Source organism: Oceanispirochaeta sp. M1 (assembly GCF_003346715.1).
Taxonomy (GTDB): domain Bacteria; phylum Spirochaetota; class Spirochaetia; order DSM-2461; family DSM-2461; genus Oceanispirochaeta.
In genome coordinates this window covers 44,015-62,578 of record NZ_QQPQ01000017.1, presented here as the reverse complement: position 1 = coordinate 62,578, position 18,564 = coordinate 44,015, and the positions used below count along the sequence as shown (strand labels likewise).

Annotated in this window: 16 protein-coding genes; 1 reads left to right on the top strand and 15 read right to left on the bottom strand. The window is 42.9% G+C overall.

The features are described 5' to 3' along the window. Nucleotides 1–23: 23 nt before the first annotated feature. From DV872_RS13585 to DV872_RS13555, 7 genes are all read right to left on the bottom strand, one after another. Complete coding sequence (locus DV872_RS13585) at nucleotides 24–818, bottom strand: IclR family transcriptional regulator (protein WP_114630491.1); 795 nt, start codon at nucleotides 816–818, stop codon at nucleotides 24–26. Beyond that, complete coding sequence (locus DV872_RS13580; RefSeq protein WP_114630490.1) at nucleotides 818–1,816, bottom strand: ABC transporter permease; 999 nt, start codon at nucleotides 1,814–1,816, stop codon at nucleotides 818–820. Before DV872_RS13580 ends, DV872_RS13585 begins: the two co-directional genes overlap by 1 nt. Then, nucleotides 1,817–3,337 carry a sugar ABC transporter ATP-binding protein gene (locus DV872_RS13575; RefSeq protein WP_114630489.1) on the bottom strand — a complete coding sequence of 507 codons (1,521 nt, stop codon included), beginning with the start codon at nucleotides 3,335–3,337 and terminating at the stop codon, nucleotides 1,817–1,819. 17 nt (nucleotides 3,338–3,354) lie between these two features. Then, nucleotides 3,355–4,320 carry an ABC transporter permease gene (locus DV872_RS13570; RefSeq protein ID WP_114630488.1) on the bottom strand — a complete coding sequence of 322 codons (966 nt, stop codon included), beginning with the start codon at nucleotides 4,318–4,320 and terminating at the stop codon, nucleotides 3,355–3,357. An 85-nt stretch (nucleotides 4,321–4,405) separates the two neighbouring features. Continuing rightward, the gene (locus tag DV872_RS13565; RefSeq protein WP_114630487.1) at nucleotides 4,406–5,455 is read right to left on the bottom strand and encodes a sugar ABC transporter substrate-binding protein; all 1,050 of its coding nucleotides are present in this window, start codon (nucleotides 5,453–5,455) and stop codon (nucleotides 4,406–4,408) included. Between the two features lie 81 nt (nucleotides 5,456–5,536). Continuing rightward, nucleotides 5,537–7,084 carry an FGGY-family carbohydrate kinase gene (locus DV872_RS13560; protein ID WP_114630486.1) on the bottom strand — a complete coding sequence of 516 codons (1,548 nt, stop codon included), beginning with the start codon at nucleotides 7,082–7,084 and terminating at the stop codon, nucleotides 5,537–5,539. Nucleotides 7,085–7,101: 17 nt separating this feature from the next. Beyond that, a complete protein-coding gene (locus DV872_RS13555; protein ID WP_114630485.1) occupies nucleotides 7,102–8,289 on the bottom strand; it encodes an iron-containing alcohol dehydrogenase in 1,188 nt (395 codons plus the stop codon). Nucleotides 8,290–8,557: 268 nt separating this feature from the next. On the opposite strand from DV872_RS13555, the gene DV872_RS13550 reads away from it, so the two are divergent. Continuing rightward, nucleotides 8,558–9,433 carry an SMP-30/gluconolactonase/LRE family protein gene (locus DV872_RS13550; protein ID WP_114630484.1) on the top strand — a complete coding sequence of 292 codons (876 nt, stop codon included), beginning with the start codon at nucleotides 8,558–8,560 and terminating at the stop codon, nucleotides 9,431–9,433. Between the two features lie 96 nt (nucleotides 9,434–9,529). On the opposite strand, the gene DV872_RS13545 is transcribed toward DV872_RS13550, so the two are convergent. The 8 genes from DV872_RS13545 to DV872_RS13510 all read right to left on the bottom strand — a co-directional run bounded on the left by DV872_RS13545 (nucleotide 9,530) and on the right by DV872_RS13510 (nucleotide 18,430). After that, nucleotides 9,530–10,294, bottom strand: coding sequence for an SDR family NAD(P)-dependent oxidoreductase (locus DV872_RS13545; protein WP_114630545.1), 765 nt, complete (start codon nucleotides 10,292–10,294; stop codon nucleotides 9,530–9,532). A gap of 112 nt (nucleotides 10,295–10,406) precedes the next feature. Then, a complete protein-coding gene (locus tag DV872_RS13540; RefSeq protein ID WP_114630483.1) occupies nucleotides 10,407–10,970 on the bottom strand; it encodes a hypothetical protein in 564 nt (187 codons plus the stop codon). Nucleotides 10,971–10,978: 8 nt separating this feature from the next. Beyond that, nucleotides 10,979–12,541 (bottom strand): FGGY-family carbohydrate kinase, encoded by a 1,563-nt coding sequence (locus DV872_RS13535; RefSeq protein ID WP_114630482.1) that lies wholly within the window; start codon nucleotides 12,539–12,541, stop codon nucleotides 10,979–10,981. A 21-nt stretch (nucleotides 12,542–12,562) separates the two neighbouring features. Next, entirely contained in the window at nucleotides 12,563–13,729 is a 1,167-nt protein-coding gene (locus DV872_RS13530) for an iron-containing alcohol dehydrogenase (protein WP_114630481.1), read from the bottom strand. Nucleotides 13,730–13,777: 48 nt separating this feature from the next. Next, complete coding sequence (locus DV872_RS13525) at nucleotides 13,778–14,764, bottom strand: ABC transporter permease (RefSeq protein ID WP_114630480.1); 987 nt, start codon at nucleotides 14,762–14,764, stop codon at nucleotides 13,778–13,780. Between the two features lie 2 nt (nucleotides 14,765–14,766). Continuing rightward, nucleotides 14,767–16,326, bottom strand: a complete 1,560-nt coding sequence (locus DV872_RS13520; protein ID WP_114630479.1) for a sugar ABC transporter ATP-binding protein — start codon at nucleotides 16,324–16,326, stop codon at nucleotides 14,767–14,769. Between the two features lie 4 nt (nucleotides 16,327–16,330). Beyond that, nucleotides 16,331–17,299, bottom strand: coding sequence for an ABC transporter permease (locus tag DV872_RS13515; RefSeq protein WP_114630478.1), 969 nt, complete (start codon nucleotides 17,297–17,299; stop codon nucleotides 16,331–16,333). An 87-nt stretch (nucleotides 17,300–17,386) separates the two neighbouring features. Continuing rightward, nucleotides 17,387–18,430 (bottom strand): sugar ABC transporter substrate-binding protein, encoded by a 1,044-nt coding sequence (locus DV872_RS13510; RefSeq protein WP_114630477.1) that lies wholly within the window; start codon nucleotides 18,428–18,430, stop codon nucleotides 17,387–17,389. Between the last annotated feature and the right edge of the window lie 134 nt (nucleotides 18,431–18,564).

Sequence of the window (18,564 nt, the reverse complement as noted above, 5' to 3'; positions counted from 1 at the left end):
ACTTTGTTAATAATGTAGATAATTTAATTATGATCCGGCTGATCAAAGCCGAATTTACGTGAAATTCTCCCTGCAGCGTTTGAGACTGCCTGCCCAATCCGTTCCATCCCTTTATCTCTCATTCTTTTCTCGGGCCCTGTTACCCAGATTGAACCGATGGGAGTATTGCGATAATCAAGAACACAGGCAGCAACACAGCAGATACCGCTGACCTCTTCCCCCTTATCAATGGAATAACCGGCTTCCTGGACTTTTATGATTTCGTCAAGCATTGCAGTCTTACTGGGGAGGGTATAATCTGTGAAACGTGTAAAGGTGAGATGATTCAGAAGATTACTCCTTTCATGTTCTGGAAGTGCTGCAATAATGGCTTTTCCTGGTGCTGAAGCCTGTACAGGAACCCTATGTCCGATATCAGTTGTAAACTTTATCAGTTCATAGGCAGGGAGCTGTTCCAGGATGACAATATGATTCCCCAGAAGTGTACCAATCATTACAGTTTCATTGATCTCATCTCTCAGAGTGTTCATTGAGTCCAGAGAATTGGCAATAAATCCCTTTTTATTCATCCCTGAGTAACCCAGATAGAGGAGACGGGGAGTCACATAATATTTCCTCTCCTTCTCCTCCACAAACCCGCTTAGTTCAAGACTCTTAATAATCCTGAAAACACTGTTTTTAGGGATATCAAAATGTTTTGTGATTTCAGGAATACTGGCCTCGGGAACTTCCCTGGCCAGATATTCCAGAATTCTCAAAGAGCGTCCTACATTTGGAATAAGATAACGCTCGTCTCGAGAGTTTGAATCATCACTCATTAAGCAGGGCTCACAGCGTCAGTATCATGACTGACTTCACTTTTACTTAATTGTTCATTCATTATGATCGCCAGTACAAGAATGAGACCCTTCAATATTTGCTGCCAGAAAGCAAGTATGTTCATCATATTGAGACCATTACCAAGAACAGTTACAACCATTGCTCCAAGAAACATACCGATGATTGTCCCTTTACCTCCGTTGATACTGGTACCACCGAGTAATATCGCTACAATCACATCAAACTCAAAGCCATAGGCCACACGGGGATCACCGGCACCTATCCTTGAAGCAAACATAACTCCCGACAATGCAGCAAGGGCTCCCACAATAATATAAATACTAAAAATTACTTTTTTATCATTAATACCTGAAAAGAAGGCCGCCTGTTTATTTCCACCGATTGCCATAGCATATTTACCCAAAAGTGATTTTCTGGTGATAACCATAAAGAGCAGCATAAACACCACCATGATAATCATTGGAATGGGAAATCCGGCAAAAGATCCACGGGCAAGTTTTGACCAGTTGGCAGGCATATCCTCCCTGATAGACTGACCATTACAAGCCACCAAAGCCAATCCTCGTCCTATATACATCATCCCCAATGAGGCTATAAAGGGAGGGAAATTAAATTTAGCTACCAAAGTTCCGTTGATTACGCCGAACATGAGTCCGCCGAAGACACAGACGATTGCCGCCAGATACAGGGGCCAGCCATATACGGAACCAAGCAAGGCATACAGAACCCCGGAAAAAGCAACATTACTTCCTGTAGACAGGTCATAATTACCTGTCATCATAAGAAGAACTCCCCCGCAACCCACAATAATAATCTGAGCAGCCTGGCGAAACATGTTGAAATAATTATATTTACTGAAAAAATTATTTGTAATTACTCCGAAAACTATATTAAGGAGAATGAAAACAAGAAACATAAGAAATCTCTGATCCCTGAGTAAACCTGTTTTCTTCAGATATGAGCTAATACTTTTCATCTAAAGTGTTCCTCCTGCTACTACTGACATAATTCGATCACTGTCAATATCAGTGCTGTTCTGTATAATATCTCTGGCCTTTCCTTCATGCATCAGCACAATACGATCGCAGAGTTGTATAATTTCAGGGAGTTCCGAAGAAAAAACGATAACACCTTTCCCTTCATTTGCCAGATCTCTGATGATGTCATGGATCTCTTTTTTAGCACCCACATCAACGCCTCTGGTTGGCTCATCCATAAGAATAATATCACTCTCACGGTTCAGACACTTTGCAATAACAACTTTCTGTTGATTACCACCGCTGAGGAAGGCAACCGGCTGTTCCCGGTCTCTAGCTGCTACAGACATACTTTTCATATATCTATCAGCCAGTTTATTCTCTTTATCGCTGTTAATGAGTTTATTTGTTAATACACTGGAGATTCTCATCATGGGTATATTGACACGGATCGGAAGTTTACCAAAAATACCGTCCACTCTCCGCTCTTCCGGAACCATTGCAATACCGGCCTTCAATGCACCACGGGCATTCTTATATTCAGCCTTGCTGCCGTTTATATCAATATTTCCAGAGTATTCATCAATACCAAAGAGAACACGGGCAACTTCTGTTTTTCCAGCACCCATCAATCCATAAAAACCGAGGATTTCTCCTTTATGAAGATCAAATGAAACATCCTTCAATTTCCTGTTGGAGATTTTACTGGCTTCAAGCAGTTTCACTGATTTATCTGTTTTGCTGGGGATATATTCTTCGATAACTACCTTGCCAAGCATCATACGAACCAGTTCAACACAGGAATCAGGTACGCTGTTATGGCACTGTTTCATAATATCTGCAACCGGTCTTGTTTCTATCATCTCACCATCTCTAAAGACCGTGATATTATCTCCGATTTCAAAGATTTCACTGAGCTTATGGGAAATAAAGACAATAGTGATGCCCTCTTTTTTTAATTTTTCAATAACAAGAAAGAGGCGTCTTACTTCTTCTTCACTCAGAGAAGCCGTAGGTTCGTCCATAACCAGAATCTGGCAGTCAGATGAAATTGCCTTTGCAATCTCTATCACCTGTTTCTGAGCAACGCTGAGTCTACTGACACTCATTCCAAGCTCGATAGAATCATCCAGACCTTTAAGGATCTCTTTAACCCTATCCATGTTTTCACTTTTCTGAACAAGGCCGAAACGGGTTTTTTCCTTACCAAGTGTGAGGTTTTCCTCTACAGTAAGATCATCTACAACATTTAACTCCTGATAGAGCACACTGATGCCGCTGTTCATGGCATCCTTTATTGAAACGGGATTAAATGGTTCACCATTAAAACTGATCTGACCGGAAGATTTCTGATATGCCCCTGTCAGTATTTTGATAAAGGTTGATTTCCCGGCACCATTCTCACCAATGACACAGTGGCAGGAATTTCTTTTGATATCGAAACTTACACCCTTGAGGGCCTGTACTCCGGGAAAACTTTTTGTAAGATCCCGAACTTCGACAATTGAGTCTGTCTGCATTATTATTCCTCCCCCTATTACCTGGACCGATGCCGCAGATACTGATCGATAAAAACAGCTATAAGCAACAGTAGTCCCTGTACGATCTGCTGATAAAAGAAAGGAACACCTGTAAGGTTGAGTCCATTCTGAGCAAGACCGACAATTAAGGCTCCGAAAATCATGTTGATTACAGATCCCTCTCCACCGAGCATACTGGTTCCACCTAGAACAATAGCGATTAGCACATCAAACTCGAGTCCTATACCGATATTAGCTGCAGCGAGACCTACACGGGAAACCTGCATGGCACCACAAAATCCGGTCAATCCGCCGACTAAGACATAAAGTAGAAAGAGGACACCAACCACGTTGATTCCCGAGAGTTCTGCGGCATGTTTGTTATCACCTATTGCGTAGGCATATCGCCCTAAGACTGTTTTCTTTTCAATAAAAAGGAAAATGAGAATCACAATTATCATATAAATGAGAGCCATGGGTACTTTACCAAAAAGCATAGCTCTTCCGAAATTGCTGAAGTTATCAGGGAGTCCGGATGAGATATTTGATCCACCTTCCCAACGGGCTATCAGAAATGCAAACCCTCTGGCTGCATACTGGGTACCCAGTGTTGCGATTACGGGAACAATTTTTAATTTCCCTACGGTGAATCCGTTAATAGCACCCCATAATGATGCCATGAAAATTGTGGCAATCAGTGCAATCGGGAGTGGAACACCATGCTTACTCAAACTTGCAAAAAAGATCCCGGAAAAAGCCAGGATACTACCTACTGATAGGTCAAAATTCGTTGTCAGCATAAGAAGGTTTGCTGCAGAACCTATAATTATGATCACAGCTACTTTTAAGAGTACATTAGTAATATTTTGTGTTGTCAGAAATGTGGGCGACATAATGGTCAATAAAACCATTATGCCGATAATAATTCCTACCAGAACCAATTTCTGTAAATGATTCTGGAAGAAAAGAGTTCTTCCTTTCACCTTAAACCTACCTGATTAATATCTTTTTGAATAATGAGATGAAATGACAGAGACTCCCCTGAAGGAATCTCTGTCTAAAAAATTATTATTTTTTAATTTCTGCTTTCAGATCACCTTCGTAAAAGAAGTTTGTTTCCAGAAATCTCTGTGCTTCTTCAATGGGTGTATTGTAGAAATCCACAACAGGGCTTAATACAGGAGTTTCCATATATTTGTCCATGGGGATTTCACCTTTAACAATTGCCATCATTGTATCAATTTCAGCACGAGCTACATCACGAACCGCACCGTGAGTCATTTTAAAGGAGCTGCTGGGATCATAGATTTCCAGCATTGCTGCTTCACTTCCGTCCAGACCAGCTATGACTTCAGTCAAAGGAACACCGTTATCCATAACACCGCGGCCAAGCTGTTCACAGGCTGCAAGAGCACCGAGTGCCATTTCATCATTGGCTGCAAAAATGATATTTACTTCTGGGTTTGCCTGAAGAATATCAAGAGTAACTTCCATGGATGTTACAGTTGAACCGGCACCGTTAAGCATTGTAACAAGTTCCGCTGAAGGATCAATAGATTTAACACCATCAAAGAAAGCACCTGTTCTCATCTGCCAGATCTGCTCGATACCACCGAAGTTCAGCATAGCAACTTTACAAGGTTTATCGGGATTAGCTTTCAACCACTGAGTGGCTGCAATCTGACCCATTGTAAGAGAGCTGGGAGTTTCCTGGGGCTGAACATGGGGAGCCATCATTTCGGTAGGACGAATAAGTGTTGTTACAATGGGGATTCCTGCCTCATGAGCAATATTGATGGCAGTTGTCATAAGACCTGCATCTCCACAGTGAAGTTCAATTGCATCTACACCCTGGGCTACCAGGTTTTCAACAGCTGCAAGAGTCTTTTCATTTGATGCCTGACCATCTACAACGACAACCTTTGCATTGTACATCTGCTTTGCATAAGAAGTCAGTTCTTTAGCAACTGCCTGATGATATGCGTGTTCAAAGGTATAAGGTACTTTACCCAATACATAATCGTAATCCGCAGCTTCATCCTGACCGTTTGCGAAAAGTGGTGCCATTACACCAGCTACCATAATAAGAACCAGTAAAAATTTACTTGTTTTCAGCATATTAATGCCTCCCTTAATTTATTGACTCACAAGAGTCAAAGATACATATCGTACAAAGGACCATTCCCCTTTGAAGAAACCCTAATATGTTGACTGCAATGCAGACAATTTTTTAAAAACACCATTGGCTTTAAGTCCATCAAATGTCCGGCAGAATATATCATATAATTCAGAATAGACTGCCGTATTCTTCTCAATTGGCCTGTATGTCTTTTTTATCTGAACCATCTGCTCAGCCCCTTCCTCGATGCTGTCAAAGAGTCCGGCACCAACGGCTGCAAGAATGGCAGCCCCCAGCAATGTGGCATCCTCAACTTCCAGAGTTGAAACAGGTAGTCCATAGACATCAGCCTGAATCTGATTCCAGAGTTCAGACTTTGTGGGTCCACCCAGAATATGGATATCCTTTATCTCAACACCCGATTGGCTGAATGATGAAAGAATATCTTTCATATCCAGGGTAATTCCTTCTAAATAAGCACGTGCCATACAGGCTCGGTCATGTGCAAATGTCAAACCGACCAATACACCACGAGCACTGCTGTCATAGCGGGGTGTTGCAGCTCCGGCATAATAAGGAAGAAGAAGCAGACCCTTGGAACCGACTGGTACATCGGCAATCTTCTTATCCATGAGTTTGAAAAAATCCAGTCCATCTTTTTCAGATGTGTATTTTTCCAGAGCTGCCACTTCATCTCTAAACCAACGGTAGACTCCACCCGCAGCAGCCTGATGTGCTTCAAGAAGCCAGTTACCTTTTATGGAATGGCTTGTGACCATACCGGAACCTGTTGGGTCCCGAAAAGGTTTATCCAGGAATGCTCCCATTGCACCGGCGGTTCCCATGGAAACAGAAACTGTCCCCTTTTTGACAACACCTGCACCTAGAGCACCGGCACACTGATCACCGGCACCAACAGCTATAATGGTTCCTATGTTCAAGCCACATATAGTGGCAACATCAGCGCGTACAACTCCGGCTTTGATTCCTGATGCCATAGGAATTGGAAGTATGGATGGGTCAATATCAAATAGGTCTAACAGACTCTGATCCCAGACTGATTTTTCCGAATCAAAGAAACCAAAGAAACCGGCATCATTCAAATCAACAAAATAATCATCAGCACCCAGGGCACGCAGAAAATAGTCGTGCATCTGTACAACACGTCTTGTCTGCTTCCAGATTACGGGTTCATTCTTTCGAACCCACATCATTTTAGAGAGCAGCCAGGTTGTACTGTTGGGAAAACCTGTTTTACGGTAATACTCGTCCGAATCAATTTTTTCAGCTATTTCAGCAACTTCCTCGGAAGGTCTGTTATCCTGCCAGGAGATCATAGGCCTGAGAAGCTTCTCATCATCCCCCAGAAAGATTCCACAGCAGCGTTGAGCAGAAACAGAAACAGATTTTATCTGTTCTGCATTGACACCGGATTCAACCACAGCTTCATGCAGGGCCTCCATCGCCGATTTAACAAGCAGATCAGGGTCCTGTTCTACCCAGCCCGGCTTAGGATAGGTACAGGGATATTCCCTGTACGCACTGCCCAGGGCAATACCCTTCAGATTAAAAATTGTTCCTTTAGAACCTGTAGTACCGATATCAACCGCAGCAACACATACATCCATAGCTTTACCCCGGCCCCTTAAAGGGCTTCCTTATAGAGCTGAATCACATCTTCACGGTTTAATTCCATCAAGCTGCAGTTCAAAACATTAACCATTGTCTTAAATACTGAATCAGTCATGGCTTCAATCATCTCTTCTTTAACACCAAGATCACTCATTGTGATTTTGCATCCGAAGCGCTCCAGAACTTTCTCCAAAGCCTCAGGAGACTTTTCAGCCAGCTGTTCTTCAGTCATTCCCGGCTCTGCAAAACCAAGCATTCTTGTGACTTCTGCATATCGTGATATATCTGATTTGCAGGTTTTTCTCATAAAGGGTAGACAGACCGCAGCCATGGTCATGCCATGGGGAGCATCTGTCTGTCCGCCGATACTGTGTCCCATTGCATGAATACCGACAGTACCTGATTTACCTTCACCGATGGCAATTCCGGCGATAGTATTAGCCCAGGCGATTTGACTGCGGGCTTCAACATTACTACCGTCTTCAAGTACAGTTCCCAGATTTTCCATAACAAGGCGTATTGCCTCTCTTGCAAAAAGATCTGTAAAAGGAGTCGCGATATTGGCGATGAATGCCTCCATGGCATGGAAAAGAACATCAATTCCACAGCTTCTGGTAACACCCTGGGGAAGAGTCAGCATGAGTTCAGGATCTACAATTGCATAATCCGCACATGTGCTGTCATTTCCTGTACCGGGTTTTTCATGGTCTTCTGTATTTGTAATAACCCACCAAGGTGTAGCCTCGGCCCCGGTACCGGCAGTAGTTGTAATGAGTAGAATTGGAAATGCGTCCTTTATGCCGGGAGCAGCCAGATCGGCTTTATCGCCTCCGGCCAGGTAATCTCTTATATTCCCACCACCCTGAGCGGCCAGAAATGAGACAGCCTTGGCTGAATCCATTGCGCTTCCGCCGCCGAGGCCGACAGTAAAATCACATTTTTCGGATAAAAATAATTCAGTTTGCTTATTGATGTCCTTATCTCTTGGATTAGGAGATACATCATCAGATATAACTACTTCCAAGCCTGCTTCTTTTAAAAGGTTTTCTGTTTTTTCAAGAAAACCGAGAGCTCTCATTGTGTCCTTAGCAGCAAGAAGAAGAACTTTCTTTCCCAGCTTAGGGGCCAGTTCCTTTACCCTCTTTATTTCACCACATCCAAAAAAAACATTAGTTGGTACCGCAAAATCAAATACTTTCATGTAATATCCTTCGTTTCATTTATTATATAAAACATTATTGTTTTTCGTTTCTTTATTGAATATTAATAACCTCCATGCTCTCAACTGTCAATGTTTATTTTAACTTATGAAGCATATTTCATATAATCATCCTATATACATGTTTATTCGATATATAAACTTATTATTATTTGTTATTTGAATCATTTATACTATTTGACCCATATATGAACTAATGATAATATATATTATTATATCAGACTAAAAAGATAGTCAATGGAGTGTAAAAATGAATAAAACGGCCGTATCAATAGTCCCATGTAAAAAATTCTGCGGGGAGGCTCCTCTATGGATGGAGCAAACAAAAGAGCTTTACTGGGTTGATACCGGAAGGAAAGAGTGCCATAGATTCAACACCAGGAACAAAACATCTTCCATTATTAAAATGGACGGCTTTCCTCAGGCCCTGGGAAGAAGAGAACAGGGCGGCTGGATCTGCCCCATGGAAGACCGGGTGGTGCTTCTTGATAAAGACTTTGCCCAAGTCAAAGATCTGGGATCCCCCCTGCCTGCAGGAACTCCCCTCCTTTTAGGAGACGGCACAACCGGCCCGGATGGCCTGTACTACTTCGGCGCCTATGACCCGGAAGACCTTAGCAGTAAAGAAGGTGCAGTCTACAGAGTCAATTCTGACCTTAGTTTTGAATTGGTAATACCGGAGATGGCTCTGCCCAACGGAATGGCCTTCAACAAAGAAGGTGACAAATACTACCTGACAGAGATGTTCGGGAATTGTATCTGGTCCTATGATTTCAGTAAGGAAACAGGACAATTCACAAACAAAAGCCTTTTTGCCTCTATCCCGGAAGAAGATGGATATCCCGACGGTCTGATAATGGACAACAAGGGAGGCGTATGGAGCGCTCATTGGCAGGGATTCCGGATTACACGGTATAATCCCGATGGAATGATAGAAACAGTTATAAAGCTTCCGGTCCCTACGGCAACATGTATGGCCTTTGGGGATGATGGAGGACTCTATATCACTACTGCTACTAAAGGATGCAGCGAAGAACAGCTGAAGGAGTACCCTGAGTCGGGTAATCTGTTTTTTACCGAAACCAGGTACAAAGGCTTCCAGGAAAGAGAGTTTATTGAAAAGTAAAACTTTGAGATAAAGAACTATTGATTCTCATTTTTCAACCCGGCAGCTAAACAGTATTATCTGCCGGGATTATTATTTATTATTATTGTAATATCACTACCATAAGGTATAACCACCGTCACTGATAATTTCTGATCCGGTTGTGTAGCTGGATGCATCACTGGCCAGAAAGAGTACAAGCCCCTGCAATTCTTCCATTTCCGCCATTCTTCCCATAGGAATTCTCTCAATCCAAATAGGATGTACCTCACCGAACTGCATGGCCATTTCTGTCTTATGATACCCCGGACTGACTGCATTAACCCGTACATTGAATGGTGCCCATTCTGCAGCAAGAGATTTTGTTAATGCCACGACTCCAGCCTTAGCAGCATGATAATCGACAACCTTCTGAGGAACATTGATTATATGGGCAGACATGGAAGCCATATTGATTATTGATCCTTTTTTCTGTTTCAGCATGATTTTCCCTGCAGCCTGAGCAACAAGAAATACTCCTGTCAGATTGACATCAATGGTTCTCTTCCATTCTGCCAGAGTTTTCTCTTCGGCGGGAGCAACTGATGCAATACCTGCATTATTGAAAACTATATCCACCTGACCATACTGTTCCATTATTTTATCCATCATGGCTTCTACCTGAACCTGATCACTCACATCTGCCTGAATGGCAATGGACTTTCCACCTTTGGCAATAATTTCGTTCGATGTCATCTGGGCGCCTTCAATATGCAGGCTGTTGGTCACCACTGTCGCCCCGGCTTCTGCCAATCCTATGGCACATACTTTCCCCAGCCCTCTTGAAGAGCCGGTAACCAGCGCGACTTTTCCATCTAATTTAAATTTATCCAGAATACTCATATATGATTCCTCCTTATTATTAAAACAGATCCACAGGATAATTCTGAGCATATATAAACATATGATCATTTATATAACTATTTGATCCCAGCCGGTCATGTTCTATATTTAACTAAAACTTAATTGATGGGTCCGAAAACCTTACACCAGCTCCATCATGAGCCGTAGCATACTCTGTTATAATCGCGCCTTCGGGACCTGCCATAAACCAATGTTTCTCTTCCTCTTTTTCAGCAAATCCAACTTCCCCCGCAAGCAGGATCTTTTCTTTCCGTGCCTTGACAATATCTTTTTGAAAAGATGGTATCCTTCCTTCCACACCGGGAGTTTCATTACCTTCTGTGAAGAGCATGATGGAGCCGTAACGAACATGGCTGGACTCAAATTTTGCACCGGCATTGTCTGTGGAGACATGCCAGTGCTCGGGAATACTCTGACCAGGCAGCAGAAACATATCCACACCAGTGTAATTATGTTCCATATTTATCACCCAGAAGATACCGGCCATTCCTGCTTCCGGGAATTTCTTCAGGTTAAAATCTGCTACCCAGAAATCATCACTTTTCAAACGACCTGCTATTGGATAATGAAATGCTTCCATCATTTCAAAATATGCAGCTTTAGCTTTTTTCTCATTAAATAATCCATCAGAATTATAAAAACTATCATTGTCCATGGTAAATCCTATTCATGCTCTGACAAGCTATTCTGAAATTCCACCAGAGATGTATACACTCCGCCCTGTTCTAAAGACTCATACATCTGACAATAGACTTTGTATTGCCGCTCATATACTGCATTGTTTTTTTTGTCGGGAACATAATGGTCCTTCAGACGGACCATCTTATCGGTCCCGTCCTGAATTGAGTCAAACAAACCTACTCCGGCACCCGCAATTATGGCGGCTCCCAGTACTGCAGCATCAACAACTTCAAGAGTATCCACTTCCAAGCCATACATATCCGCCTGCATCTGATTCCAGACTTTTGAATTTGTAGGACCGCCCAGAATACGGATGGATCTGATCTCATTACCCGAATCTCTGACAGAACGGATAATGTCATTCATCTCCATGGTGATACCTTCCATATAAGCCCGGGCCAGACAATTACGGTCATGAGCAAAGGTCATTCCAGCCAGAACGCCACGGGCCTCGGGATTAAAACGAGGTGTAGCGGCGGAAGCGTAATGCGGGATAAATACCAGCCCCTTGGCACCGGCGGGAACGGATGCAACCATATCAGACAGAATTGTGTAGATATTCTCTCCGCTGCTTTCTGCATAGGAGTTCTCCAGTCGGGCAATTTCATCCCTGAACCAGCGGAATACACCTGCTGCTGCGGGCTGGTAGCCTTCCAGCATCCAGTCACCATAACAGGGATGATCTGTAACAAAGGTACGACCTGTCGGATCTCGATAAGGATGATTCAGACAGATACCTGTAGCTCCGGCAGTTCCCAGAGAAACAAACATATCTCCCGGGCGGACTGCACCAGCTCCCACGGAGGCACTGTTCTGGTCTCCGGCACCCACGCAGATGGGAGTACCTTCCTTAAGACCGCAGCGTGCAGCCGCTTCTGAAGAGACATTGCCGACCAATGTTCCCGAGGGTTTTATATCCGGCAGCAGAGATTTATCGATTTCAAAAGTATCGAGAAGTTCCTGGCTCCACTCGAAGGCATAGGGGTCCCAGAGTCCATAATAACGGGCATCGGAAACATCGCAGTAATAATCCTTTGCTCCCATGGCCGCCAGCATATAATCCTGCAGCTGCACGACTTTTTTGGTTCTCTTCCAATTCTCCGGTTCGTTCTTTTTCAACCAGAGCATCTTGGGAAGCATCCAGGTCGTGCTGTTGGGAAAGCCGGTGATATCCAGGTACTTTTCAAAAGGCACTTTCCGGTTGATTTCCTCAACTTCATCTATAGGACGATTATCCATCCATGAAATCATGGGTCTGATCAGTTTATTCTGATCATCGAGAAAAATTGTACAGCAGCGTTGGGTGGAAAACGAAACAGCTTTGACTCTTTCCGCAGACACTGCGGATTTAGTCAAGGAATCCCGGACCGCATTCATGGCTGATTTCTCCAGAAGTTCCACATCCTGGTCAACCCAGCCGGGCTTGGGGTACAGACAGGGATATTCATAGTAACCACTGCCCAGCATATTCCCGTTGACATCAAAGACGCCGGCTTTTGCTCCCGTTGTCCCTAAATCTATCCCTATTAATATATCCTGTTCCATTATGACTGACCCCTCTATTTTCTATAAACACAGATCTAGGATTTCTAGAACCGCTTCTTTTGTATATGACTCGATTCCCCAGTTTTTGGCTGTAATCAATACATCATCTGCCATGGCATCCAGCTCATTTACAGGCATATCAGCCTCTTTGAAAGAAGTAGGGACACCGATCCGTTTGAACCAGCTGACTATTGCATCCACTCCGGCTTCGGCCATTGCCTCGCAGGCTTCTCCTTCAATACCGAAGACCTCTTGAGCAAAGACTGAGTATTTTTCGATTTTATCCTTCAGGTGATATTTCATAACAGCGGGGATAGAGACAGACATCGCCGCACCATGAGGAGTATCATAAAAAGCAGAGAAAGAATGACCGATCATATGAATGGAAGCGTCAAAAGCACCCAGACCTGAGACATAAAAACCATTCCAGGAATTAGTAGTGACCCACATCAGAGTGGCTCTTGCCTGTGCATCTTTGGGATCTTTCATCAGGAGTTCCATACATTCTATAACAGTTTTGATCATTCCCAGAGCATATCTATCCTGCATAGGTGCCCATGGATCGTTATGATTCAGGTATCCTTCCAGAAGATGAGACACAACATCAGCAGCGGAAATTGCAGTCTGCCGAATAGGGAGGCCATAAGTCAATTCCGGATCAAGAATAGCAACCTTGGGATACATCAGAGGACTTCCGAACCCTTCTTTTCTCTTTATTTCATCATTGAATAAGACTGAAACATTATTCATTTCCGAACTGGTGGCCGGGATGGTCACGACCGCAATAATAGGTAGAGCATCTTTCATATCTTCAGCACCGGTTGCCATATCCCAGATATCGCCTTCTGCGTAATAACCGACAGCCATGGCTTTAACCGTATCAATAACACTTCCGCCACCCAAAGCAATCAGAACATCGGGCTTCTCTGTCTTTGCTACTTCGATTCCTTTTCGGACATGATCGACCGTGGGGTTAGATTTGACTCCGAAGAACTGAAGAACCTCAATGTTTGCCTCATTCAATGATTTTACTGCTTTATCATAAAAGCCAAATGACTTGATCAGGTCCTCATCGTAAGAAACGAGCATAGCTTTTTTTCCGAATGTTGATGAAATTTCACCAATTTTATTTATAGTACCCTCACCAAAAACGACTTTCGTAGGTAAATGCAATTCAAATGGAAACATAATAACCCTCCTATATAATTCTAAATAATTCTAAATAATTTTCTATAATCAATTACGCTTTGATTTGATCCTCTGATCCAGAAGAACAGCCGCTACAAGAACGACCCCTTTGATGATGCTTTGATAAAAGGTAAGTACTCCCATCATATTCAGACCGTTGCCGATAACTCCGATCAAAAGAGCACCAACAACCATTCCCATAACCGAACCTTCACCACCGTCCAGACTCGTTCCGCCGAGAATAATTGCAATGATAACATCAAACTCAAAACCATCGCCAATATTCGGCTCTCCGATTCCCAATCTTGAAGATTGTATAGCTCCGGTCAATCCGACGATACCACCGATGATGATATAGAACAGCGAAACCATTTTATTGACATTGATACCCGACAATTGTGCAGCAAGTTTATTACCGCCGATAGCAATGGCATATTTTCCCAAAAGGCTTTTATTTTGAAGTATGACCGCAACGATGACTACGGCAAGCATGATCCAGATAGGAAACGGGACATTCAGGAACTCGCCGCGTCCGAGTACATTATAATTCTCCGGCAGATCGTTACGGATCGTAACTCCTCCGGAAATGATAAGGGCAGTACCCCGACAGATAAGCATGGTACCGAGGGTCGCAATAAAGGGTGGTATTTCAAAGAAACAGACCATTAAAGAGTTAAAGTAACCGATAAAGATTCCGAGTCCAACTGCTCCCAGTATAGCCAGAGGAACAGGAACTCCGGATCTGGCAAGAATTGCCATAAAAACACCTGATAGAGCAGCGGCGCTTCCTACAGATAAATCGAAATTACCCGATATCATAAGAAATGTGACTGCCGATCCCGTAATGATTACATAACTTGTCTGTCTAACTATATTTACCAGGTTTTTAGAGCTTAGAAACCTGGGAGACAAAATGGAAAAGATGATAATCAGCAGAACCAATACAGAGAAGATTATAAGATTCTGTACTGGAATTTTTTTATATGCCGGCATCTTTACCTGTGTCTGCCCCAAAGCTGTATTTAAAGTATTCATAATTATTCTACTGTCCCTCCAGTTACAATATGTAGGATTTCTTCATAATCATGGTTTCCACCATTCTTAAGAACCTGTTTGATCTCACCTTCGTAAAGCAGAATAATACGATCACAAAGATTCATGATCTCCGGCAGTTCGGATGAAAATACTACAGACGAAACTCCTTCTCTGGCGAGCTCACGGACGATATTGTGTATTTCTTCCTTGGCTCCAACATCGACTCCCCTGGACGGTTCATCCAGGAGAAAAATCTTAGGTTTTGAGTTCAGACATTTAGCAAGAACGACTTTCTGCTGATTTCCGCCGCTTAGAAGGGACACCTTCTGATTTTCATCCCGGCAGGCGATCTGCAGTTTGGAAATATAGTCTTTTACTAAAGTTCTCTCTTGCCCTTTATCGATAATGCCCCATTTGGAAACAGCATCCATATTCATAAGGGTTGAGTTTTCACGTATATTGAGCATGGTACAAAGTCCCTCCGTCCGTCTTTCTTCGGGAACAAGAGAAATATTTTTATAGATAGCTTCTTTGGGATCTTTAAAATCGACTTTCACTCCGTCCATTTCTATCAGCCCCTCATGAATGCTGTCTACTCCGTAAATGGCTCTCGCGATTTCAGACTTTCCAGAACCTACCAGCCCGTAAAATCCGAGAGTTTCCCCTTTATACAGATCAAAAGATATATTTTTCAATTTGTGATTGGATACATTTCTTACTGAAAGGACTATGGAATCAGACAGGACAGGATTCGGTTTATATCCGGTGACAACGATCTTTCCAAGCATCATGCGAATAAGATCTTTGCATGATTCCTCCTCCTCTACTGTCCTGACCATCTGGTTCGTGGCTTCATCATAGGACTCCGAACAACCGGCGAATTCGTAAATGGGTCTTGTATCAATCATGCAGCCGTCCCGCATAACAGTCACATAATCCCCGATTTCGAAAATTTCAGTGAGACGGTGACTGATGTAAATAACGGTAACATTCTGCTTACGCAGGTTTTTAATAACCTTGAATAGTTTGGCAATCTCAGCCTCGGTGATAGCGGCCGTTGGTTCATCCATTATGATGACATCGGAATTCGTTGCAATCGATTTTGTGATTTCAACAACCTGTTTCTGGGCAACGCTGAGTTCCGAAACCTTCTGACTTAATGTTATATTCTTATCCATACTGGAGAGTATATCTTTCAGTTTCTTCTGATTATCCGTCTTCTTAATGAATCCGAGTTTATGCCGCTCCATCCCCAGGGTAAGATTTTCTTCAACAGTCAGCTGATCAATAACATTCAGCTCCTGAAAAAGAACGCTCATTCCACTTTTCATGGCATCTCGAGTACTCTTGGGATTGAAGGACTTGCCGTTTATCGTGATATCGCCCTTCGTACGCTGTACAGCTCCGGCAAGGATCTTGATAAGAGTGGATTTTCCCGCTCCATTTTCTCCTACGATGCAATGAACAGTGTTTCTCTTAATATCAAAACTGACATCATTAAGAGCTTGAACACCTGGATATTGTTTATAAAGTTCTTTGATTGAAATTAATGTTTCTGACATCTATTTACCCCTGGGCGATTTTATTTTTCAGACTGCGTTCCAGAATTATTGAAGCCAGAAGAATAGCCCCCTTGATTACGGTCTGATAAAAGGACTGAACATCAAGAAGATTGAGACCGTTAGCTACAAATCCTATGATCAAGGCCCCGATAACCATACCCAGGACTGAGCCTTCTCCGCCGGTAATCAAAGTTCCGCCTAGGACTATTGCTATGATGACATCAAATTCAAATCCAAGCCCGATACTGGGGACACCGGAACCGAGTCTTGAAACAAGAATGGTTCCACAGAACCCTGCAAGGATACCTGCGAGAACATAAAGGAGGATGACCCATCTGTCGACCTTGACTCCTGACAAATAAGAGCTGTGCTTATTGGCACCGATAGCATATGAGTATCTTCCGAGATTAGTCTTTGTTTGAATGAAGTAAAAGATTGCGACAATGGCAATCATAATGATTACAGGCAGAGGGACAGGTCCGACCATACCACGTCCGAAGCTCTGAAAATCAAGAGGGAGGCCGCTGGTGATATTGGCACCGCCGTCTGCCCTTGCAATTATATATGCCAGACCTCGGGCCGCATACATTGTTCCCATTGTTGCAATAATGGGAGTAATTTTGAGTTTAGTGACCATTACACCGTTCAAGTAACCGATCAATCCCCCCAGTAGGACAGCTATTATGATAGAAATCGGTGTGGGGGCATAATGCTTGCTGATAAAGGCATGCATTACTCCGGAAAATGCAATAATACTGCCTACGGAAAGATCAAAGTGTCCGGAGATCATCAATAGAGTCAAAGCAGATCCTGTGATTATGATCAGAGAAACCTGCAGCATTACATTGCTTAAATTGACATAAGTTATGAATTTCGGCGTGGCTAATGAAAAGGATATGAATATAAGCAGCAATATCCCCAGCATTAAATATTTTTGAACATTCAATCCGAAACTCATCTTCTTTAAGATCATTCTCTTTTCCTCAGTTAATTAACTTAAATAATTTTTGAAATAATTTTCCGACTGATAAGCTTAGTCGGAAAATTATCAATTCCTGGACTACAGTCCCAGTTCTGCTCTCAGATCCAGATCAGAAAAATACTGTTCTTTCAGGAAGCTGGTACCTTCTTCAACAGAGCTGTTCCAATAATCAACTAAGAAGTTCTTTGTTGAGATTTCTTTCCAATCATCCATGGCCATTGTTCCGTTGATGACTTCCATCAATGCGTCAACCTCGGCCATTGCATTTTCTCTGGGCTGCAGTCCCTGTGTAATCTTAAATGCAGATGTAGGATCGTACAGCTTGAGAAGTTCGCCTTCTGTAGCATCAGTTCCGATGATAATCTCAGTAAGGGGAACACCGTCTACAGCTTTTCCACGTCCGGCAGATTCAAAGGCAGCAAGAGCACCGATAGCATGTTCTGCGGTACTACCGTAAACAATATTTACCTCGGGATGGGCCTGGAGAATATCCTGGGCGCCAGCCATTGACAGCTCGGAAGAACCTTCACCATTCAGCTGTACAACAAGCTCTGCGCTGGGATCGATAGATTTGACGCCTTCAAGGAAGGGAGTACTTCTCAGGTTCATAACATGCTCCATGTTCATGAAGGAAATCATGGCAACCTTGATGGGTTTATCGGGATAGAATTCTTTCCATTTATTAGCAGCCAGTACACCCATTTCAAAAGAAGTGGAGGGTTCATCGATACGAACATGGGGATTTCCCTTTGTTTTAGGCTCATTGTAAAAAGAAACGACGGGAATACCCTCGTCATGAGAAATAGAGATGGCCTGATCCAGAATTACAGGATCAGTTATATGAAGTAACAGCCCGTCCATTCCCTGGGCTACGAAGTTCTCAACAGCATTGAGAGATTTTTCAGGACTGGCCTCTCCATCCACGACTTTTACTTCGACACCATACTTTTCCATAGCATATATCTCGACCCACTTAACATGAGACTGATGATAATCATGTGCCAGGGTATAAGGGATCTTACCTATGACAATTGTTGAATCTTCCTGTCCTCCTGCAGCAAACACCGGAAGAGCCGTTACCAACATCAGAACCAGCATCGTTAAAACTATCCTTTCTTTCATACAATTACTCCTTTAATTTTCCATAATTAAACTTATACTATCATATGTTTTCGCATTGTCAACCTATACTTTCTTTTTTTCATTTTAATATTTTATTCGACACTTTATGCTGCTAAAGAATAGTTGAAAATGAG